This is a genomic window from Microbacterium sp. NPDC057944 (assembly GCF_042887445.1).
GTDB classification, from domain to species: Bacteria; Actinomycetota; Actinomycetes; order Actinomycetales; family Microbacteriaceae; genus Microbacterium; species Microbacterium natoriense.
Map to the genome: position 1 here is coordinate 235,645 of NZ_JBHVPJ010000003.1, position 19,866 is coordinate 255,510.

General features: G+C 71.4%; 17 protein-coding genes. 6 read left to right on the top strand and 11 right to left on the bottom strand.

Features of this window, described 5'->3' with window-relative positions; genetic code table 11:
* Window positions 1-23 precede the first annotated feature (23 nt).
* The 3 genes from ACFVRO_RS18260 to rsmI are packed head-to-tail and all read right to left on the bottom strand — an operon-like array spanning window position 24 to window position 3,009.
* The gene (locus ACFVRO_RS18260) at window positions 24-1,541 is read right to left on the bottom strand and encodes a molybdopterin-dependent oxidoreductase (protein ID WP_386955004.1); all 1,518 of its coding nucleotides are present in this window, start codon (window positions 1,539-1,541) and stop codon (window positions 24-26) included.
* Window positions 1,538-2,191, bottom strand: coding sequence for a class I SAM-dependent methyltransferase (locus ACFVRO_RS18265; protein WP_386955006.1), 654 nt, complete (start codon window positions 2,189-2,191; stop codon window positions 1,538-1,540). The genes ACFVRO_RS18260 and ACFVRO_RS18265 overlap by 4 nt, the downstream gene beginning before the upstream one ends.
* Complete coding sequence (gene rsmI, locus ACFVRO_RS18270; RefSeq protein WP_386955009.1) at window positions 2,188-3,009, bottom strand: 16S rRNA (cytidine(1402)-2'-O)-methyltransferase; 822 nt, start codon at window positions 3,007-3,009, stop codon at window positions 2,188-2,190. The genes ACFVRO_RS18265 and rsmI overlap by 4 nt, the downstream gene beginning before the upstream one ends.
* A gap of 35 nt (window positions 3,010-3,044) precedes the next feature.
* On the opposite strand from rsmI, the gene ACFVRO_RS18275 reads away from it, so the two are divergent.
* On the top strand, window positions 3,045-4,598 hold the full coding sequence (locus tag ACFVRO_RS18275; RefSeq protein WP_386955011.1) for a dolichyl-phosphate-mannose--protein mannosyltransferase: 1,554 nt from the start codon (window positions 3,045-3,047) through the stop codon (window positions 4,596-4,598).
* Window positions 4,598-5,488 (top strand): DUF2262 domain-containing protein, encoded by an 891-nt coding sequence (locus ACFVRO_RS18280; RefSeq protein WP_386955014.1) that lies wholly within the window; start codon window positions 4,598-4,600, stop codon window positions 5,486-5,488. The genes ACFVRO_RS18275 and ACFVRO_RS18280 overlap by 1 nt, the downstream gene beginning before the upstream one ends.
* Here the strand turns inward: ACFVRO_RS18280 and ACFVRO_RS18285 are convergent.
* The 3 genes from ACFVRO_RS18285 to ACFVRO_RS18295 are packed head-to-tail and all read right to left on the bottom strand — an operon-like array spanning window position 5,485 to window position 8,417.
* On the bottom strand, window positions 5,485-5,967 hold the full coding sequence (locus ACFVRO_RS18285) for an Lrp/AsnC family transcriptional regulator (protein WP_386955017.1): 483 nt from the start codon (window positions 5,965-5,967) through the stop codon (window positions 5,485-5,487). The two genes, ACFVRO_RS18280 and ACFVRO_RS18285, sit on opposite strands and share 4 nt — an antisense overlap.
* Window positions 5,968-5,970: 3 nt before the next feature.
* A complete protein-coding gene (locus ACFVRO_RS18290) occupies window positions 5,971-7,359 on the bottom strand; it encodes an amino acid permease (protein ID WP_386955020.1) in 1,389 nt (462 codons plus the stop codon).
* Window positions 7,356-8,417 carry a histidinol-phosphate transaminase gene (locus ACFVRO_RS18295; protein ID WP_386955023.1) on the bottom strand — a complete coding sequence of 354 codons (1,062 nt, stop codon included), beginning with the start codon at window positions 8,415-8,417 and terminating at the stop codon, window positions 7,356-7,358. The genes ACFVRO_RS18290 and ACFVRO_RS18295 overlap by 4 nt, the downstream gene beginning before the upstream one ends.
* Before the next feature lie 310 nt (window positions 8,418-8,727).
* On the opposite strand from ACFVRO_RS18295, the gene trpS reads away from it, so the two are divergent.
* Together trpS and ACFVRO_RS18305 are read left to right on the top strand one after the other, a co-directional pair.
* The gene (gene trpS, locus ACFVRO_RS18300) at window positions 8,728-9,777 is read left to right on the top strand and encodes a tryptophan--tRNA ligase (RefSeq protein ID WP_386955026.1); all 1,050 of its coding nucleotides are present in this window, start codon (window positions 8,728-8,730) and stop codon (window positions 9,775-9,777) included.
* A 22-nt stretch (window positions 9,778-9,799) separates the two neighbouring features.
* Window positions 9,800-10,018 carry a hypothetical protein gene (locus ACFVRO_RS18305; RefSeq protein ID WP_386955029.1) on the top strand — a complete coding sequence of 73 codons (219 nt, stop codon included), beginning with the start codon at window positions 9,800-9,802 and terminating at the stop codon, window positions 10,016-10,018.
* A gap of 1 nt (window position 10,019) precedes the next feature.
* On the opposite strand, the gene ACFVRO_RS18310 is transcribed toward ACFVRO_RS18305, so the two are convergent.
* From ACFVRO_RS18310 to ACFVRO_RS18325, 4 genes are all read right to left on the bottom strand, one after another.
* Entirely contained in the window at window positions 10,020-11,819 is a 1,800-nt protein-coding gene (locus ACFVRO_RS18310; protein ID WP_386955032.1) for a thioredoxin domain-containing protein, read from the bottom strand.
* Window positions 11,820-11,844: 25 nt separating this feature from the next.
* The gene (gene msuE, locus ACFVRO_RS18315; protein ID WP_105672420.1) at window positions 11,845-12,414 is read right to left on the bottom strand and encodes an FMN reductase; all 570 of its coding nucleotides are present in this window, start codon (window positions 12,412-12,414) and stop codon (window positions 11,845-11,847) included.
* Window positions 12,415-12,490: 76 nt separating this feature from the next.
* The gene (locus ACFVRO_RS18320; RefSeq protein ID WP_386955035.1) at window positions 12,491-13,327 is read right to left on the bottom strand and encodes an aldo/keto reductase; all 837 of its coding nucleotides are present in this window, start codon (window positions 13,325-13,327) and stop codon (window positions 12,491-12,493) included.
* Between the two features lie 20 nt (window positions 13,328-13,347).
* Window positions 13,348-13,935 carry a TetR/AcrR family transcriptional regulator gene (locus ACFVRO_RS18325; protein WP_386955038.1) on the bottom strand — a complete coding sequence of 196 codons (588 nt, stop codon included), beginning with the start codon at window positions 13,933-13,935 and terminating at the stop codon, window positions 13,348-13,350.
* Window positions 13,936-14,014: 79 nt separating this feature from the next.
* Here ACFVRO_RS18325 and ACFVRO_RS18330 point away from each other — a divergent pair, with 79 nt between their 5' ends.
* Window positions 14,015-14,800, top strand: coding sequence for an SDR family NAD(P)-dependent oxidoreductase (locus tag ACFVRO_RS18330; RefSeq protein ID WP_386955041.1), 786 nt, complete (start codon window positions 14,015-14,017; stop codon window positions 14,798-14,800).
* Window positions 14,801-14,805: 5 nt separating this feature from the next.
* Here ACFVRO_RS18330 and ACFVRO_RS18335 read toward each other — a convergent pair whose 3' ends face one another.
* The gene (locus ACFVRO_RS18335) at window positions 14,806-15,942 is read right to left on the bottom strand and encodes a heparan-alpha-glucosaminide N-acetyltransferase domain-containing protein (RefSeq protein ID WP_386955044.1); all 1,137 of its coding nucleotides are present in this window, start codon (window positions 15,940-15,942) and stop codon (window positions 14,806-14,808) included.
* 43 nt (window positions 15,943-15,985) lie between these two features.
* On the opposite strand from ACFVRO_RS18335, the gene hrpA reads away from it, so the two are divergent.
* Window positions 15,986-19,816, top strand: a complete 3,831-nt coding sequence (gene hrpA / locus ACFVRO_RS18340) for an ATP-dependent RNA helicase HrpA (protein ID WP_386955047.1) — start codon at window positions 15,986-15,988, stop codon at window positions 19,814-19,816.
* The last annotated feature ends 50 nt before the right edge of the window (window positions 19,817-19,866 follow it).

Genomic DNA, 19,866 nt, shown 5'->3' on the forward strand with positions numbered 1-19,866 from the left:
ATGCCGAGGGTCGTTACGCCGCGTCAGCGCACCGTCACCGAGATGCGGTGCCACCCCGTGGCGCCGTCCGGAGCAGGGGGCGCGAGCGCATCGGTCTGCGTGACGCCGTCGGCGCCGACCGCCCGGCATTCGATGTCGTGCTGCCCGCTCTCGGCCGCCCACGGGAGGCTCCACTGCACCCAGGTGTCGTCGGAGATGGCCGTCGCGAGCGTCGCGGGCCGCCACGATCCTCCGTCGATGCGCACCTCGACGCCGCGGACGCCGACGTGCTGCTGCCAGGCCATGCCGGCGATGACCGTGTCGCCCGCGTCGACCGAGCCGCGCGGCACGTCGATGCGCGACTGCAGCTTGATGGGCCCGTGCTCCGACCACCCCCGGGTCGTCCAGTACGCCGTCGCGCGGTCGAAGCGGGTGACCTCGAGCTCGGTGACCCACTTCGTCGCCGACACGTAGCCGTAGAGCCCCGGCACCACGAGCCGCACGGGAAAGCCGTGCGGTATGGGCAGCGGTTCGCCGTTCATCCCGATCGCGAGCAGCGCATCGCGATCGTCGGTGAGGGCTTCGAGCGGGGTGGACGCCGTGAAGCCGTCGATCGACGTGGACAGGACCATGTCGGCATCCGCATCCACCCCGGCGCGGGCGAGCACCTCCCGCACGGGGAGGCCGAGCCACCGCGCGTTGCCGATGAGATCGCCGCCGACGGTGTTGGAGACGCACGCGAGCGTCACATCGGCCTCGGTGAGCGGCGAGGCGATCAGCTCGTCCCACGTGAGCACGACCTCCCGATCGACCATCCCATGCACCCGCAGCGACCAGTCCTTCGGGTCGACCTGGGGAACGACGAGCGCGGTGTCGATGCGGTAGAACTCGGCGTTCGGCGTGACGACCGGCGCCAGGCCGGGGATGCCGAGCTCCGCGGTCGCGGGCACGGCCGGCGCCGACGTCGCGGGCGCGGGCAGTCCGAGGGCGGCGCGCACGGCCTCGACGGCCCTGGACGCTCCCGTCGCGATGCGCGAAGCCGCGACGGCCAGGAGGCCCGCGGCCGTCGCGGCTCCCGTCCAGATGAGGAACCGCCGCCGGTCCTGGTCCTGGGCGCTCTCCTGCTCGGTCTCGCCGAGAGACACGAGCGCGCGCAGCGTCATCGCTCCGGCGCCGCCCGCGACGAGGGAGGGCAGCGCCGCCAGCAGGCCGAGGTCGGTGCGGATGACGGCGATGACCGCACCGGCGACGCCGATCGCCGCGACGACGGCCGCGCCGACGGAGCGACGCCGTCGCTCCAGCATCCCCGCACCGAAGGCGACGGCCGCGAGGACGATGGCGATCCCGGTGAGCAGGGCGATCTTGTCTCCCGTGCCGAACAGGGCGATCGCCGTGTCCTTCGCCCAGGCCGGGGCGAGGTCGATCAGCGCGCCGCCGACCGCGGCGAACGGGCTGGCCGACGCGGCGAAGAATGCGGCGACGAGCTCGCCGAGGCCGGCGCCGAGCAGCACGGCGACGATGCCGAGCACCCCCGTCCGAAGCCCCGATCGCCTGCGCGTCATGGAGAGAGCGTACGCTCTCGCCGCGTCGACGGAGAGCGGACCGCCGCGACCGCCGCATGCGGGCGCACGCTGATCTCCGCCGCGTCGCGCCCGCGGACCTCGGTGCGTGTCACCTCGAATCCGGCATCCGCGAGCAGCTCGCTCATGGTCGCCGGCGTCCAGAACCAGGCCGGCGCCACACGGTGGTCGAAACCCTGCCGCGACGGCCCGTCGAAGAAGCCGAGCAGAAGGCCCCCTCCGGGCGCGAGCGCGCGGGCGAACTCCGCGAGCACGGCGGGGACGTCGTCCGGATCGGTGTGGATCAGCGAGTACCAGGAGAGGATGCCGCCCAGCGAGCCGTCCTCGACGGGGAGCGCGCGGAACGAGCCGACGTCGAACCTCAGCTGCGGGTGCGCGGCGCGAGCCGCGGCGATGAACGCGTCCGACAGGTCGATGCCGCGCACCTCGCGTCCCCCTCGGGCGAGGAACTCCGCCCACAGCCCCGGACCGCATCCGGCGTCGAGGAGCGGGCCGGAGCATGTGTCCCGCCACTGCGCGATCGTGTCACGGTCGCGCTGATCCATCTGCGCGAGCGTGCCGGCCACCTCGATGTACTCGTCCGCACGCGCGTCGTAGGCGGCGCCGACCGCGGCATCCGCGGAGGGCGTCACGGCTTCTTCGCGGCGAGCGCGGCCTGGTACAGATCGCGCGAGGACAGGCCGGTGAGTCCGGCGACCTCCGCCGCGGCCTCCTTCAGCCGGACGCCCGACGCCACGAGCGACTGCACCTGCGCCAGCGCATCGTCGGGCGAGGCCTCGCGGCGCGGTGCGCCCTCGACGACGACGACGATCTCGCCCTTCACTCCGTCGGCGGCCCACTCCGCGAGCTCGGATGCCGAGCCGCGGCGCACCTCCTCGTAGAACTTGGTCAGCTCGCGGCACACGGCGATCCGCCGGTCGTCTCCGAAGGCGGCGCCCATGTCGGCCAGCGACGAGGCGAGCCGGGACGGGGACTCGAAGAACACCATGGTGCGCGGCTCTGCGGCGAGCGCGCGCAGCGTCGAACGCCTCTCCCCCGGCTTGCGAGGGAGGAAGCCCTCGAAGGTGAAGCGGTCGGTCGGCAGGCCCGAGATCGCGAGCGCCATGAGCACCGCGCTCGGGCCGGGGATCGCCGTGACCGTGACCCCCTGGGCGACGGCCTCGGCGACGAGACCGTAGCCGGGGTCGCTGATCGCCGGCATCCCTGCATCGCTCACCACGACGACGTCCGATTCGAGGGCGAGGGCCGCGAGCTCCCCGGCCTTCTGCTTCTCGTTGTGGTCGTGCAGGGCGATCAGCCGCGGGCGGTTCGCGATCTGCAGCGCCTGCAGCAGGCGGCCGGTCGTGCGGGTGTCCTCCGCGACCACGACCTCGGCGTTCTCCAGCACCTCGATGAGGCGGCGAGAGACGTCGCCGAGATTTCCGATGGGCGTGGCGGCGAGGATGATCACACGCTCAGCCTATGCGCGTTGTCTAGGCTGTACCCGTGACCGCGCCCGTGCCCCTGCTGCCCGCCCCCGAGGAGCGCCTCACCCGCTACGGACAGCTGCGCGACAGCATCCTGCGCAGCCCCGACTGGGGGCGGATGATCCACTGGTTCGCGCCGCTGGTCATCGCCCTGCTCGCCGGTGTGCTGCGACTGGTGAACCTCGGGCACCCCCATCAGCTGGCCTTCGACGAGACCTACTACGTCAAGGACGCCTGGTCGCTGTGGACCCTGGGGTACGAGGGGACGTGGGGCGAGAACGCGAACGAAGCTTTCATCACGCTGCAGCAGCTCCCGCTCGACGCGAAGGGCGCGTTCGTCGTCCACCCGCCGCTGGGCAAGTGGCTCATCGCTCTCGGCATGGCTCTCGGCGGACCCGACAACAGCGTCGGCTGGCGCCTCGCCACCGCTCTCCTCGGCACCGGGACCGTGCTGCTCACCTACCTCATCGCGCGCAGGCTCACCGGCTCGGTCGTCGTGGCGTCGGTCGCGAGCGGCCTGCTCGCGATCGACGGGCTCAGCATCGTGCTCTCGAGGATCGCCCTCCTCGACGGCATCCTCACCTTCTTCATCATGCTCGGCGTCCTGTTCATCCTGTACGACAGGGAGCGCACGATCCCCCTCCTGGAGCGCAGGGACGACGACGCCCCCGATCCGATGTGGGGGCGCGTGCTCTGGCGACGCCCATGGCTCATCGCCGCCGGGCTCGCCTTCGGCGCCGCGTGCGCCGTGAAGTGGTCGGGGCTGTACGTCCTCGCGGCCTTCGGACTCTACGTCGTGGTGACGGATGCCCTCGCCCGGCGCCGGGCGGGAGTCGTGCTGTGGCCGACCGCCGCCGCCGTCAAGCAGGGACCCGTGTCGTTCGTGCTCCTGGTGGTCCCGGCGTTCGCCGTGTACCTCGCGAGCTGGACGGGCTGGCTCGTCACCTCCGGCGGCTACAACCGCGACCTCGACCCGAACCCCTTCGCCTCCCTCTGGCGCTATCACCAGGCGATCCTGAACTTCCATGTCGGCCTCACCAGCGGGCACCCGTACGCGAGCCCCGCGTGGGAGTGGCCCCTCCTGCTGCGTCCCACCGCCGTGTGGGTCGGCGCTGAACCCAGCGGGTGCGGCACCGACCACTGCATCGCGGTGATCTCCAGCATCCCGAACCCGCTCATCTGGTACGCGGCGGTGGCGGCATCCGTCTACCTGCTCTACCGTCTGGTACGCAGCTGGATCGCGAAGCAGCCGCTCGACCCCGCGCTCACCTACCCGCTGATCGGGCTGGCCGCGACCTACGTGCCGTGGCTGCTGTTCCCCGAGCGCACGATCTTCCAGTTCTACACGGTCGCGATGATGCCGTTCATGGTGATCGGGCTCGCCGTCACGATGCGCGTGATCGCGGGGCGTCGTGAGGATCCCCTGCATCGGAGGCAGTCCGGCGAGCGCACCGTGCTGATCTTCCTGGCGTTCGCGCTGCTCGTCTCCGCGTTCTTCTACCCGGTGTGGACCGGCATGAGCGTGCCGTACGACTTCTGGCTGCTGCACAACTGGCTGCCGGGCTGGGTGTGATGGACGCGGCTCACCAGCTCGCTCTGCAGGATCAGAAGTTCGAGCGGAGCACCGAGGACATCACCGTCGTCACGGGCCCCAACGGCGTCTCGGCCTCGAAGCACGGCGCACAGCACCCGTCCGGACCGGCCGAGCTGTGGGCCGCGTCGATCGAGATCGCGGCCTGGATCGACGGGGACATCGACGCCGGCGCTCCCCTCATCAGCAAGAGCTGCCGACTGGAACAGCTCGTCGACGACGACGGCCTGGCTGCTCTGCGCGGGCGACTCACCGGAGACAGCATCCTGACCGTGCGGGTGCGGCGCTCCAACGGCTACCTCTCCCCCGAGGAGGCCGATGCGCGACGCCAGCTCGAAGAGCGAGGATTCTCGTTCGCCGACCCGCGCCGCTTCCTCCTGGTCGAGGTTCTTCCCACCAGGTCCGTCCCCGCGCTGGAGTCGTTCCTCGCGGCGCGGAGGACGCCCAAGACCTTCCTGTCCGCCGATCTCGGCGCGCTGACCGAGGACCGCTCCACGGGGTGGTACTCGACACGACGGGAGTGGATGGGGCGCGACGCCGAGGTGTCGATCGTCTCGTCGACGGATGCGCGGATGACGATGATGTGCGGCACGATCGCCGCGCTCCTCTCCGCGCCCTCGGAGTGGCAGTCGGCGGCCACGGGGTTCGCCGCCGAGGCGCTCCTGGCGCTGTACAACGAGAGCTGGGCGGAGAGCGAGGAGGCGCGGCTGACGGGCGCCGAGTTCGCCGCCCGGTTGCGACTCATCTCGATCCACGTCGCGCACGACGACGGCTCGTTCTCGCTGGAGTTCGACGACGCAGACATGTTCGGCGGGCACGGCGTGCATCTGGACGGCACGCTGACCGGCGAGTTCTCGAACGCGGGTATCTAGCCGTTCTCCGCCTCGGCGACGTGCTCGACGAGCGGGAGCACGCGGCCGGACAGGTGGGTGCGCATCGCGATCGAGGATGCTGTCCGCGCCACCCCCGGCACCAGCGCCACCCTGTCGAGGACCTCCTGCAGCTGGGCGGCGTCCCGAGCGACGAGGCGCAGCTGCATGTCGCTCGCCCCGGTGACGGTGTGCATGTCGACGATCTCTGGCACCGCGTCGGCGAGGGCGACCGCGACCTCGTCGTGACCGACCTTCTGGTCGATCTCCACCAGGCAGAACGCCACGACCGAGTAGCCGAAGCCGGCGGGGTCGAGCTGCGGCACGATCGCCTGGATCACACCTCCCTCGTGCAGACGCGCGAGCCTGCTCGTCGCGGTGCCCCTGGCGACGCCGAGCCGCCGTGCGCACTCGAGGATCGGCAGCTGCGGCTCCTCGGTGAGCAGGCGGATCAGCGCCGCATCGAGACGGTCGATCCGCACGGGCTACTCCCGCACCACGCCGGGCCGTGCGACCCCGCGCGTGAGGCGGGCGACGACGAGGAGCACCGCGGTGAGGCCGATCGTGAGCAGCAGCTGCACGCGAGCGCGCCCGTCGATCATCGCGAGGGCGATGACGACGCCGAGCAGCACCAGGCACAGCCACGACAGCCACGGGAAGCCCCACATCCGCATCGGCATCGCCTCGCCGTCGCGGTCGGCGCGACGGCGGAGGATGATCTGCGACACGGCCGTCGCGGTCCAGATGACCAGGATCGTCGAGCCGACGACGTTGAGCAGCGCGGGCAGCACGGCGTCGGGGTAGATCCAGTTCAGCGCCACGGTCACGAAGCCGAACGCCACCGACGCGAGCACGGCGACGTAGGGCACGCCCTTGACGCTCGTGCGGGTGGCGACGAGGGGGGCGAGGCCGCGCTCGCCGAGCGAGTACGCCATGCGCGAGGCGCCGTAGATGTTCGCATTCATGGCCGAGAGCAGCGCGATGACGACGATGAGGTCCATCACAAGCCCCACACCGGGCACGTTCAGCGTGTCGAGCACCGCGGAGAACGGTCCCTTCTTCACCGCCGGGTCGTTCCATGGGAGCACGGCGACGATCACGAAGATCGAGCCGACGTAGAAGATGAGGATGCGCACGAGCACCTCGCGGACGATGCGGCGGATGTTGCGAGAGGGGTCGTCGGATTCCGCCGCGGCGATGGCCACGACCTCGGTGCCGCCGAACGCGAACACCACGATGAGCAGCGCGGCGGCGATGCCGGTCATGCCGCTCGGAGCGAAGCCGCCGTGGTCGACGATGTGGGAGACGCCCGTCGCGGGGACACCGGGGATCAGCCCGATGATGGCGCACACGCCCACCACGAGGAAGGCGATGATCGCGGCGACCTTGATCGCGGCGAACCAGAACTCGAAGCGTCCGTAGTTGCGCACGCCGAACAGGTTCACGGCGGTGAGGGCGACGACGAAGACCAGCACCCAGGCCCAGGCCGGGATGCCGGGCACCCACTGGGCGATGATGCCGCCGGCGCCCGTCGCCTCGGCGGCGATCACGACGACGAGCTGGATCCAGTACAGCCACCCCACGGCGCTGCCCGCGCTGCGGCCCATCGCCTTCTGCGCGTAAGAGCTGAACGCCCCGGAGCTGGGGCGGGCGGCGACCATCTCGGCGAGCATCGCCATCACGAGGACGACGATGCCGCCGGCGACGAGGTAGGAGACGAGCACGGCGGGACCCGCGATGCTGATCGCCTGGCCGGATCCGACGAACAGGCCGGCGCCGATCGCGCCGCCGAGCCCCATCATGGAGATCTGCCGACGGGTGAGTCCCGGATGCAGGCCCTTGGTCGTGGTCGTGGTGGTGGGCACCTCGGTCATACGGTCGCCTCCTTGCGAACGAGCGTGGCAGCCACGCGGTCGATGTCGTCGATGCTGCCGGACGAGATGCGCACGCCCTCGCCGGGGAAGGCGCGCGCGATCACGCCGCCCTCGTGGAGCAGCGCCTCCAGCTCCGCGGTGCGCTCCCCCGCTGGCACCCACACGAAGTTCGCCTGAGAGGCGACGGCCGGCCACCCGGCATCCACGAGGAGAGCCTTCAGGCGGTCGCGCTGCGCGACGACCTCCTCGATGCGCACGGCGAGTTCGTCCTCGGCATCCAGAGACGCCCTGGCCGCCGCCTGCGCGAGGTCGGTGACGCCGAACGGCACCGCGACCTTGCGCTGATTGTCGGCGACCTCGCGCGGGGCGATCGCGTAGCCGACACGGAGACCGGCCAGCCCGTAGGCCTTCGAGAACGTGTGCAGCACCGCGACGTGCGGATGCCGGCGGAACAGCTCGATGCCGGCGCCGTAGCTGTCGGTGCGGTCGAAGTGCACGTACGCCTCGTCGATCACGACGAGGATGTCGTGCGGCACCGCGGCGACGAAGCGCTCCAGCTCCGCCGCACTCACGACGGTGCCGGTGGGGTTGTTGGGGTTGCACACGAAGATCGCGCGGGTGCGCGGGGTGATCGCGGCGAGCATCGCGTCGAGGTCGTGCGCGTGCTCGGCGTCCAGCGGCACGGCCACGGGAACGGCCCCGGCGATGCGCACGAGCGAGGGGTAGGCCTCGAACGATCGCCACGCGAACATCACCTCGTCGCCCTCGCCCGCGACGGCGTGGATGAGCTGTGCGGCGAGCTCCACCGAGCCCGCGCCCACCGTGACGAGCGCGGCGTCGACGTCGTACCTGGCCGCGAGGGCGTCGCGCAGCGCGGCGGCGCTCATGTCGGGATAGCGGTTGATCGTGCCGAGACGATCCTGCACGGCGGCCACCACCGAGGCGAGCGGCGGGTGCGGAGACTCGTTCGAGGAGAGCTTGGACGCGCCGGCCGGCGCCGAACGGCCTTGACGATAGGCGGGAACGGCCTCGAGGCCTGGACGGGTGGGGAGGGACATCGTCAGAGCATCCTTGCTGAGATCGGAGGCGACCGGCGTCGGCCGCTGTCGCGCAACACTAGACCGGATGCCGCCCGCTGGGCAAACGGTGCAGCATTCCCTGCGCAGGGCGCGCAGCCGAGCGGGTGCTTCCCTCGAATCGCTGAGCAGTCTGCACAGTGATTCCCCCGCCGTAGGATGGATGCATGCGTTCTCTCCTCTCGGTGAGCTGGTGGCTGCGGTAGCAGCCCTCTGACGCATGTCTCGCGGGCTGCACGGCGGCCCGCGACCCGCGGATGTCCGTTCGTGCACCCATCGACCTGGAGCACACATGGATTCCTTCACCGCGACCGCCGCACGCATGCCCTCCCTGGAGCGCCGCATCGCCGACGACCCGTCCGGCTTCCGCATCCTCACGGGAGAGCGCCCCACCGGCGCCCTCCACCTCGGCCATCACTTCGGCACGATCAGGGAGCGCGTGCGGCTCCAGGAGCTCGGGGTCGAGACCTTCGTGATCCTCGCCGACTATCAGGTGATCACCGACCGCGACGCGTCGGACGGCGTCGCCGCGAACGTCCGCTCGGCGATCCTCGACTACCTGGCCGCGGGGCTCGACCCCGAGCGCACGACGATCTTCACGCACTCCGCCGTGCCGGAGCTCAACCAGCTCCTGCTGCCGTTCCTCAGCCTGGTCAGCGAGGCGGAGCTGCACCGCAACCCGACCGTGAAGGCCGAGCACGCGGCATCCGGCAGGGCTCTGAACGGACTGCTGCTGACCTACCCCGTGCACCAGGCGGCCGACATCCTCTTCTGCAAGGGCACCCTCGTGCCCGTGGGGAAGGACAACCTCCCCCACGTGGAGATCACCCGGCTCATCGCCCGGCGGTTCAACGAACGCTACGCCGCGGTGTTCCCCGAACCCGAAGCGCTCGTGACGGAGACGCCGGAGCTGCCGGGACTCGACGGACGAAAGATGTCGAAGAGCTACGGGAACGCGATCTCCCTGTCGATGACGGCGGACGAGACGGCTGCCCTGATCCGACGCACCCCGACCGATTCGGAGCGCCTCATCACCTTCGACCCCGAGCGGCGCCCCGGAGTGTCGGGGCTGCTCCAAGCCGCCGCGGCATGCCTCGGCACGACCCCGGAGCGCGTCGCGGAGGAGGTCGGCACGGCGGGCTCCTCCGGACTCAAGACCCTCGCGATCGAGGCCGTCAACGGCTTCCTCGCCGGGCATCGGTCCCGCCGGGCCGAGCTCGCCCAGGAGCCGGGTCTCGTCGACGACGTGCTGCGCAGGGGCAACGCCCGCGCCCGCTCGATCGCCGACGCCACCCTGCGCGAGGTCAGGTCCGCGATGGGCATGGGCTACGCCAACGTCTGATGTCACGGTCTACGATCGCCTCATGGCGGCCCCGGCAGGATTCGAGTACGTGGTGCGCGGAGGCGACGTCGTCATCCGCCATCACGGCACGACGGCGACCGTGCTGCGCGGAGCGAAGGCCGCCGTCTTCCTCGCCGAGGTCGACGCCGGCGACCCGCAGCTGCTGATGGCGCGGGTCACCGGCAACTACCGCCGCGGCAACGAACGCGCGGCGAAGCGGCATCCGCGCAACGCGAGTTGACTCAGCGCGTCGCGACGACCTCCGCCGGATCGCTCACGGGGAGACGGCACACGAACGCACGGCAGTCGTGCACGCGCTCCGGCACCGCGTCCTTGCCCTCGAACAACTCGAACCCGGCCTCCGCGAAGGCGCGCGCCTGCGCGGGCGAGACCACGGCGACCGCCTCGGCATCCGCCGCGCGCGCCGCGACCGCGAGAGGGCCGTCCGGCGCCGATGTCACGGCGACGACCTGCCGCGGCGCATCGACGAGCCCTGCGGCCGCGCGCAGCATGCTGCCGTGCGCGAAGGGCTGCGCCACCGAGGCCGCGCCGTGGACGCGCACGATCTCGGACGCCGCCTCCCGATAGCGCTCCCCCGCTCCCAGCCGCCACGCCGTCAGGGCGGCCGCCGCCACGGCGGACGCACCCGACGGGAGGTCGCCGTCGGAGTGATCGGGTGAGGCGGCGATGCCCTGCGCGGACAGCAGCGGATCGCCCGCGACGCCGGCGAGCGCCTGGTCGAGCAGCTCCCGTGCCGTGACCGCCCATGCGACCTCTCCTCTCGCCAGGGCGAGCGCGAAGAGCCCGTCGGCGAGCAGAGCGAGATCGGATGCCGTCGTGGCGGCGGACGACGGGATCCCCGCGAGCGATGTGCGCACGAGCCGGCCGTCCGGGGCGCGGTTGGCGCGCAGCACGGACTCCGCGGCCTCCGCCGCGGAGTCGATCCAGGTGCTCTCCCCGAGCCGAGCGCCCGCCCGTGAGAGCGCCCCGATCGCGAGTCCGTTCCAGCCCGTGATGATCTTGCCGTCGACCTCCGGGGGTTCGAGACCGGCGCGCTCCTGCGCGGTCCTCGCGTAGTAGCCGCCCTCGCTGCGGGTTCCGTCGATCCACGACTCCGAATCCTGGGCGGCGCCGAACCCTCCGCCCTCGCGGCGCAGGGAGCCCCGCAGGAACGAGACCACCCCCTCGACCGTCGCGTCGTCGCCGGAGGCGAGAGCGACGTCGAGAAGCTGCGCGTTGTCGGTCAGCATCCGCTCGTAGTGCGGCACCGTCCAGTCTCGCTGGGTGGCGTAGCGGAAGAACCCGCCGTCCCGATCCCGCAGCTCGGAGCCGACCATCGCGAGGAGCGCTCTCTCGGCGGCAGCGGCCGCCTCGGGAGCCTCCCGGCGCACCAGCGGCGTCTGCAGGAAGCTCAACGCGGTCGCCACCGGGAACTTCGGCGCTCCGCCGAACCCTCCGTGGACCCGATCCTCTCGATGGGCGATCGCCGTGGCCGCAGCGGCCAGATCAGCGGCGGTCGGCAGGTCGGAGGGCGCCGACCCCGTCGCTCTGGCGAGCGCGTCGGACACCGCATCCGCCGACTCCTCCGCCTGCGCGCGCCGCAGCGTCCAGGCCTCGCGCACCGCCGCCAGCACCTCGCGGAACGACGGCATCGGCGGGCGTGACTCCGGCGGCCAGTAGGTGCCGGCGTAGAAGGCGCGGCCGCGCGGGGTCGCGAACACGGTGAGCGGCCAGCCGAGGCTCTGCGTGAAGGCGGATGCCGCCGCCATGTAGGCACCGTCGACGTCAGGGTGCTCCTCCCTGTCGACCTTCACCGCGACGAACCCCTCGTCGATCAGCGCCGCGATGGCCTGATCGGCGAAGGACTCGCGCGCCATCACATGGCACCAGTGGCAGGTGGAGTAGCCGATCGAGATCAGCAGCGGCACATCCCGGCGCTGGGCCTCGGCGAAGGCCTCGGGACCCCAGGGGTACCAGTCGACCGGGTTCTCGGCGTGCGCGCGCAGGTACGGGCTGAGGGCGTCGGCGAGCCGGTTGGTCATAGCCTCACCGTACGCCGCCGTCGGATCAGCCGGCGAGCAGCTCGACGGGTCTGGTGGCCGCGTAGCCGACGAGGGGCAGCGCACGCTCAGCGGCGAGGGCGATCCTGCTGTGCAGGACCTCGGAGCTGATCTCGTACCCCGCGAAGTCCGTGTCGCTCGCGTACACGCCGAGCGGAAGCGTGAGCGCCTGGAAGAACGCGAACAGCGGACGCAGCTGGTGCTCGATGATCAGGGCGTGGCGCTCGCCGCCGCCCGTGGCGGCCAGGAGCACCGGCTTGCCGACGAGCTCGTACTGCCCCACGAAGTCGAACAGGTGCTTGAACAGACCCGTGAACGACGCCCGGTAGACGGGGCTGCCGACGATCAGCAGATCGGCCTTCTCGACCGCGAGGAGCTTGTCCTCCACCCGCGCGGGCAGCTGGTCGCGGCGCAGCGCACCGGCGAGGTCCGGACCGATGTCGGTGAGCTCGATGAGCTCGAACTCGATGTCGGCGCGCTCGGCGATCGCGGCGCCGATGGCGCGGATGAGAGCGGTGGTCTTGCTCGGTTCGTGCAGGGAACCCGAGACGGCGACGACACGGTAGGCAGCTGTCATGCCGACGAAGCTACCCGCGACGACGCCCTGTGTCGCGGGCCGCGACACAGGGCGTCATGCAAGGAACGAGAGGGACTCAGTTCACGTCGTCGGGGTGGGATCCGACGCGGCCCGACCCGTCCAGCGGGTCGAGTGCGTCGATCGCGGCGATCTCGTCCGCGGTGAGCTCGAAGCCGAAGACGTCGAGGTTCTCGCGCAGGCGCTCGGCGCGCACCGACTTGGGGAACACGATGTTCCCCTTCTGCAGGTGCCAGCGCAGCACCGCCTGCGCCGGGGTGACGCCGTGGGCGGCCGCGGCATCCGCGACAGCGGGCACGCCGAAGAGGTCGTACTTGCCCTGGCCGAGCGGTCCCCACGCCTCGATGCGGACGTCGCGGGCTTCGGCCCACGCGACGACATCGCGCTGCTGGTAGGCGGGGTGCAGCTCGATCTGGTTCACCGCGGGCACGACCCCCGTCTCCGCCACCGTGCGCTCCAGGTGGGGCACCAGGAAGTTCGAGACGCCGATGCTGCGCGTGAGCCCTGCCTCGCGCAGCTCGATCAGCTTCGCGAAGGCGTGCACGTAGTCGTCCTTCGCCGGCGTCGGCCAGTGCACGAGGTAGAGGTCGACGCTGTCGAGGCGCAGCTTGTCGAGGCTCTCACGGATCGCGGCACGGGGCTCGTCGTCGTGGTGGCGGTCGTTCCACAGCTTGGTGGTGACGAACAGCTCCTCGCGCGGGACGCCGGATGCCGCGATCGCCGCCCCCACGCCCTCCTCGTTGCCGTAGATCGCGGCCGTGTCGATGTGCCGGTAGCCGATCTCGAGCGCCTCGCTCACCGCGCGCTCGGTCTCCGCCGGCGGCACCTTGAAGACGCCGTAGCCGAGCTGCGGGATGGAGTGGCCGTCGTTCAGTTCGAGAGCAGGAATCGTCATGATCTCCACCCTACGACCGCTCAGTCGAGCCCGGAGATCCCCGCGGACATGAGACGGAACATCTCGACGGCGAGCACGTCGGGCCGTGGTCCGTCGTCAGTGGAGGCCCACTCCTCGAAGGCGATGCGGATCGCGTCCGTCGCCACGGCGGCGAGGATCCGCGCATCGGCTCCGGCTGCACCGCGGCGCTGCAGGATCTCCCTCAGCCGCCGCTCGGAGTCATCGTTGACGCGCAGCCACACGTCGCGCAGCGCATCGTCGGACTCGATCCCGATCAGCAGCGCGCGCATGACCTGGAGGTCTCCCTCGCCGTCGGCGCCGAGCTGGCCGGCGATCACCGCGGGGATGCGGTCGCGGAGAGGACCCTCCCCCGCTTCCGCGAACGCCGCCTGCCAGCGGGCGGCGCCGACCGTGAGGATCGGCGCGATCGCGTCCTCCTTGCGCGCGAAGTAGCGGTAGAACGTGCGCACAGACACCCCGGCGCGCTGGGCGATCTGCTCGGCGGTGACCTGCGCCACGCTCTGCTCCGCGAAGAGGGCGGCCGCCGCGCCCGCGATGTCGCGCTCGGTCGCAGCCTTGCGCCGCGCGGTCAGGGTCTGCGTCTCCACCGCCCCAGAGTACTGGTTGGCACATCGTGCCAACCAGACATATCCTGCCAAGTGATCACACATCGACGAAGGGAAGATCATGAACCGCTACGAAGGACGTCGGGCGCTCGTCACCGGCGGAGGCTCTGGCATCGGCCAGGCCACCGTGCTGCGGATGCTGAGCGAGGGCGGCAGCGTCGTCGCCGCCGACGTCAGCGCCGCCGGCCTCGACGACACGGTCGCGAAGGCAGGGGCGCTCTCCGACCGCCTCACCACCGTCACCATGGACATCGGAGACGAGGCGTCCGTCCGCGCCGGGGTCGCCGCCGCCGTCGAGGCCCTCGGCGGGCTCGACGTGCTCATCAACGCCGCCGGCATCCTGCGCTCCTCGCACACGCACGAGACGACGCTCGACCAGTTCGAGCAGATCATCCGCATCAACCTGGTCGGCACGTTCCTCGTGATCCGCGAGGCGATCCCCGCGCTGCGCGACGGCACCTCATCGGCCGTGGTGAACTTCAGCTCGACGTCGGCCGGCTTCGCGCACCCCTACATGGCCGCCTACGCGGCCAGCAAGGGCGGCGTGCAGTCGATGACCCACGCGCTCGCCGCGGAGTACGCCACGAGCGGCATCCGCTTCACGGCCGTGCAGCCGGGCTCGATCTCCTCCGGCATGACGGACGGCTCAGGCCAGAGCCGTCAGAGCATCGGCCCCGGCCTGCCCGAGGACGCCGACATGAGCCTCTTCATGAAGCTCGCCCCCGCGATCGGCCAGGGCTTCGCCGGACCGGAGTCCGTCGCCGGCGTCGTCGCGATGCTGGCGAGCGAAGACGGCACCTTCATCACCGGCACCGAAGTGCGCATCGACGGCGGCACGCACTTCTGATCGACTCACCTCGTCGGCACCGCAGCCATCGCCGTGGCCGCGGTGCCGACGAGCCGCTCCAGCGGACCACGCCCGAAGAAGATCGACCACACGGTGGCCAGCAGGAGCAGCACGACGGCCGTGAGCGCCCAGAACGCGTTGCTCTGGATGAAGCCGCCGGGGCCCGCGATGAGCGACACCGACACGACGTGCAGGCTGTATGCCGACAGCGGCATGGACCCCAGGGCGCCGAGCGGCAGCAGCACCCGACGCAGCGGGCGGCTCAGCAGCAGGCACAGCGCGATCACCACGAGCACGAATCCCCCGGAGCCGAGGATCTCGGCGGTGCCCCCGGAGTGCGGGTACGACGCGAAGATCGCTGACAGCACGGCGCCGAAGGGGTCGGCATCGGCCAGCGCGTCCGGATATCCGCTCCAGCCATCGCCTCCCGACCACGCCCCCTCGGACTCCGACGTCCCGATGCCCGCGACCGCTCCGACCACCTCGAGCGCGAAGCCGATCACCGCGAGCCCGAGCCCGACGCCGAACGCGACGAGGGCGGTCTCGACGCGCTCGACCCGCAGACGGCCGAGTGCCAGGCCGCCGAGGACGAACGCCAACCAGACGGTGATCGGATAGGAGCCGTACAGGGCGAAGGAGATCCCCGCGCCGTAGGGATGCAGCGTCACGGCGGTGATCAGCGCCAGAACCGCGGGCCCGGCGACGGCGAGCAGCCCCGCGAGCAGGAGCAGCTGCGAGGGACGCCACCGCAGGAACGGGATGATCGCGACGTAGAGGATGCCGTAGAGGGTGAGGATCACCGCGATCGGGGTGTTGAACATCTCCAGCACCAGGCCGATCGCGAAGATGACGGCGCCCCGTCCGACGAGGTTGAGTCGCAGCGCCGGCATCCTGGCGGGATCCGGCAGCTCGCTGCGCCCGGTCATGAGCGCGATCGAGACGCCGGCGAGCACCGCGAAGAGGATCGACGAGCGGCCGTGCACGATCGCCAGCCAGGTCGAGGGGTCGAGCAGATCGAACTCCCCCGTCTCGCCGACGTGGGCGCCGGCCATGCCGAGGATCGCGAGGCCGCGGGCGATGTCGAGCCCCAGGATCCGCGGAGGGAGGCCGAACTCGCGGAACCATCGCAGCACTCTCGTCACCCGATGATCGTATGCGCTCGATCCCGGCATACGATGGAGGGCTATGTCTTCTCCCGTGATCTCCTACCCCCCTGAGCTGCCCGTCAGCGCGGCCAGGGAGGAGATCGCCGACGCCATCCGCGATCACCAGGTCGTGATCGTCGCCGGCGCGACGGGCTCGGGAAAGACGACGCAGCTGCCGAAGATCTGCCTCGAGCTGGGTCGTGAGCGCATCGCCCACACCCAGCCGCGCCGCCTCGCCGCGCGCACGATCGCCGAGCGCGTCGCCGAGGAGCTGCAGGTCGAGCTCGGCGGCGCCGTCGGCTACAAGGTCCGCTTCACCGACCAGGTCTCCGACGCCACGCGCATCGCGCTGATGACCGACGGCATCCTGCTCAACGAGATCCACCGCGACCGGCTGCTCCGCCGCTACGACACGATCATCATCGACGAGGCCCACGAGCGCTCCCTCAACGTCGACTTCCTGCTCGGATACCTCGTGCGGATCCTCCCCGAACGCCCCGACCTCAAGGTCGTCATCACCTCAGCCACGATCGATCCGGAGAGCTTCGCGGCGCACTTCGCCGATGCCGACGGGCGCCCCGCGCCGATCATCGAGGTCTCGGGCCGCACGTACCCCGTCGAGGTCCGCTACCGCGCGCGCACCGAGGAGACGGAGGACGACGAGGTCGCCGAGATCGTCACGGCGCTGCGCGAGCTCGACCGGGAGGCGCCGGGCGACGTGCTCGTGTTCCTCCCCGGTGAGGCGGAGATCCGCGATGCGGCCGACGCGGTGCGCGGCGCCTACCGCTCGCAGACCTCGCCGGTCGAGGTGCTGCCCCTGTACGGGCGACTCTCCGCCGCCGAGCAGCACCGGGTCTTCGAGCGCTCCACGGTCGCGGGGCTGCGGCGCCGCGTCATCCTCGCCACGAACGTCGCCGAGACCAGCCTCACGGTGCCGGGCATCAAGTACGTCGTCGACACCGGCACCGCGCGCATCTCGCGCTACAGCAACCGGTCGAAGGTGCAGCGCCTGCCGATCGAGCCGGTGTCACAGGCGTCGGCCAACCAGCGCTCCGGTCGCGCAGGGCGCACGAGCTCCGGCATCGCCATCCGCCTGTACGGCGAGGACGACTACGACAAGCGCCCCGAGTTCACCGAACCGGAGATCCTGCGGACGTCACTCGCCTCCGTCGTGCTGCAGATGCTGTCGCTCGGCTTCGGCGACATCACCGAGTTCCCCTTCCTCACCCCTCCGGATTCCCGCGGGGTCAAGGCCGCGTTCGACCTGCTCACCGAACTGGGAGCGGTCGCCGACGGCAGGCTCACCCGCATCGGCCGGGACCTCGCGCGGATGCCGATGGACCCGCGGTTCGCCCGGATGCTCGTCGAGGCCTCGCGCACCGGCGTCACCGCCCAGGTGCTGCCGATCGTGGCCGGCCTGACGATCCAGGACGTGCGCGAGCGCCCGTCGGCAGACGCCCCGCAGGGGGTGCGTGACGAAGCGGAGCGGATGCACGCGCGCTTCGCGGATCCGACCAGCGACTTCCTCGCCGTGCTGAACCTGTGGAACCACCTGCGCGAGCAGCAGCGGGAGCTCGGCTCCAGCGCGTTCCGTCGGATGTGCCGCAGCGAGCACCTGAACTACGTGCGCGTGCGGGAGTGGTTCGACGTGCACCGGCAGCTGCGCTCCCTGGTGCGGGAGAAGGACGGCTCCGGCACCGCCGACCCCGACGCGATCCACAGGGCGCTCCTGTCCGGGCTGCTCTCGCAGATCGGCATCATCGACGAGCGCAGCACCGCCAAGGGCAGCACCCCGAAGAAGCGGACGGTGTCGGAGTACCGCGGGGCCCGCGGCATCCGCTTCTCGATCTTCCCCGGGTCAGGGCTGCGCAAGAAGAGCCCGCGCGCCGTGATGGCGGCCGAGATCGTGGAGACCTCGCGGACGTTCGCGCGCACGGTGGCCGAGATCGACCCCGCATGGGCCGAGTCCCTCGCCGGCGACCTCGCGAAGCGTCAGATCAGCGAACCGCACTGGTCGAAGGATGCCGGAGCGGCCGTCGCCTTCGAGAAGGTGACGCTGTTCGGCGTGGAGATCATCCCCCGGCGCCGCGTGCAGTTCGCCCGTATCGACCGCGCCGCCTCCCGGGAGATGTTCGTGCGGCACGCGCTCGTCGAGGGCGAGTGGGACCCGACCCGGATCGACAAGAGGGTGAGCGCGTTCTGGCGCAGCAACGCCGAACTGCGCAAGCGCCTCGAGAAGCTGGAGGAGCGCGAGCGCCGCCGCGACATCCTCGCCGGAGACGAGGCGGTGTTCCGCTTCTACGACGAGCGCATCCCGTCCGAGGTCTTCGACGTGCGGTCCTTCGAGAAGTGGTGGCGCGAGGCCCTGACGGCGACGCCGAAGCTCCTCGTGATGCGCGAGGCCGATCTGCTCGACGACGACGGCCGCGCGGACCAGAGCGAGTTCCCGACCCGGTGGACGCAGGGCGACCAGGTGCTCGGGCTCGCCTATCGCTTCGAGCCCGGCGCCGCCGACGACGGCGTGAGCGTCGTGGTGCCGCTCGCACTCCTCGCGCAGATCGAGGACACGGGCTTCGACTGGCAGGTGCCCGGACTGCGCGCTGAGCTCATCACCGGACTCCTGCGCGCCCTCCCGAAGGCCATCAGACGGCACGTGGTGCCTGCAGCGGACTGGGCGGAGAAGTTCGGCGTCGAGCTCGCAGGGCAGGGACCGGAGTCGCACGACGGCCGCCCGTCACGCACTCTGAAGGAGGCGCTCGCCCGTCTCATCCAGCCGCTCGCCAACCAGCTCGTCTCGGCTGCGGAGTTCGAGGACGACCGGGTGCCGGCGCATCTGCGCATGAACTTCCGCGCGGTCGATGAACGCGGACGCGTGGTCGGCTCCGACCGCGACCTCGCCGCGCTGCAGAAGGGCCTTGCCGACCGCGCGCGCAGCAGCGTGGCTCGTTCGGTCGCCTCCCCTCGTCCCGCGGGTCCGAAGGGACCGTCGGCACCGGCCGCCACGGCCTCCATCGAGCGCAGCGGGCTCACCACGTGGACCTTCGGCGATCTCCCCGAGGTGCTCGACACCAGAGTCGCCGGCGGAGTCGTGCGCGGATACCCGGCGATCGTCGACCAGGGCAGGACCGTCGCGGTGCGGGTCGAGGCGACGGCGGATGCCGCGGCGGCGGCGACCCGCGACGGCGTACTGCGCCTTGCGCTCCTCGCCGTGCCGACGCCCTCCTCGTACATCCAGGAGCACCTGACCAGCCAGGAGAAGCTCGCACTCGCGGCATCCCCGTACCAGAACGCCGCGGCGCTCATCGAGGACGCCCGCACCGCCGTCGCCCGCCGCGTGCTCGATGCGCGCGGCCCGCTGCGCACCGAGGCCGCGTTCGCGCAGGCGAGGGACGCCGTGTCCGCGACGCTGGTCGACGACCTGTTCGCGTGCGTGTCGCTGGTGGCGCGCATCCTCACGAAGGCGCGCGAGGTGGAGCGCGGCATCAAGTCGCAGAACTCGCTCTCCCTCCTCGGGCCGCTGAACGACATCCGCACCCAGCTCGCAGGGCTCCTGCACCCCGGGTTCATCTCGGCGGCCGGTGTCGACCGTCTGGCGCACTTCCCGCGCTACCTCGACGGCATGCTCGACCGGCTGAAGACGCTCGCGAGCGAGCCGGGCAAGGACCGTTCGCGCATGAGCGAGTTCGAGCGGATGGCGAAGGCGTTCGAGGACGCCGGCGGTACGATCCCGCTCGCCGCCGACACCGCACCCGCCCTCGTGGAGACGCGGTGGCTGCTGGAGGAGTACCGGATCAGCGTGTTCGCGCAGCGCCTCGGCACCGCGCAGCCTGTATCGCCGCAGCGCATCACGAAGGCGCTCGCGGCCCGCTGAGGGGTTGCCGGCTGTACGCCCCCTGACCGGCTCACGGAGCTAGCCTGGAG

Excerpts from the sequence above, each read along its gene's own strand:
- ACFVRO_RS18260 (WP_386955004.1), bottom strand. The coding sequence starts at position 1,541 with ATGACGCGCAGGCGATCGGGGCTTCGGACGGGGGTGCTCGGCATCGTC.
- ACFVRO_RS18280 (WP_386955014.1), top strand. The coding sequence starts at position 4,598 with ATGGACGCGGCTCACCAGCTCGCTCTGCAGGATCAGAAGTTCGAGCGG.
- ACFVRO_RS18290 (WP_386955020.1), bottom strand. The coding sequence starts at position 7,359 with ATGACCGAGGTGCCCACCACCACGACCACGACCAAGGGCCTGCATCCG.
- ACFVRO_RS18295 (WP_386955023.1), bottom strand. The coding sequence starts at position 8,417 with ATGTCCCTCCCCACCCGTCCAGGCCTCGAGGCCGTTCCCGCCTATCGT.
- trpS (WP_386955026.1), top strand. The coding sequence starts at position 8,728 with ATGGATTCCTTCACCGCGACCGCCGCACGCATGCCCTCCCTGGAGCGC.
- ACFVRO_RS18305 (WP_386955029.1), top strand. The coding sequence starts at position 9,800 with ATGGCGGCCCCGGCAGGATTCGAGTACGTGGTGCGCGGAGGCGACGTC.
- ACFVRO_RS18310 (WP_386955032.1), bottom strand. The coding sequence starts at position 11,819 with ATGACCAACCGGCTCGCCGACGCCCTCAGCCCGTACCTGCGCGCGCAC.
- msuE (WP_105672420.1), bottom strand. The coding sequence starts at position 12,414 with ATGACAGCTGCCTACCGTGTCGTCGCCGTCTCGGGTTCCCTGCACGAA.
- ACFVRO_RS18320 (WP_386955035.1), bottom strand. The coding sequence starts at position 13,327 with ATGACGATTCCTGCTCTCGAACTGAACGACGGCCACTCCATCCCGCAG.
- ACFVRO_RS18330 (WP_386955041.1), top strand. The coding sequence starts at position 14,015 with ATGAACCGCTACGAAGGACGTCGGGCGCTCGTCACCGGCGGAGGCTCT.
- hrpA (WP_386955047.1), top strand. The coding sequence starts at position 15,986 with ATGTCTTCTCCCGTGATCTCCTACCCCCCTGAGCTGCCCGTCAGCGCG.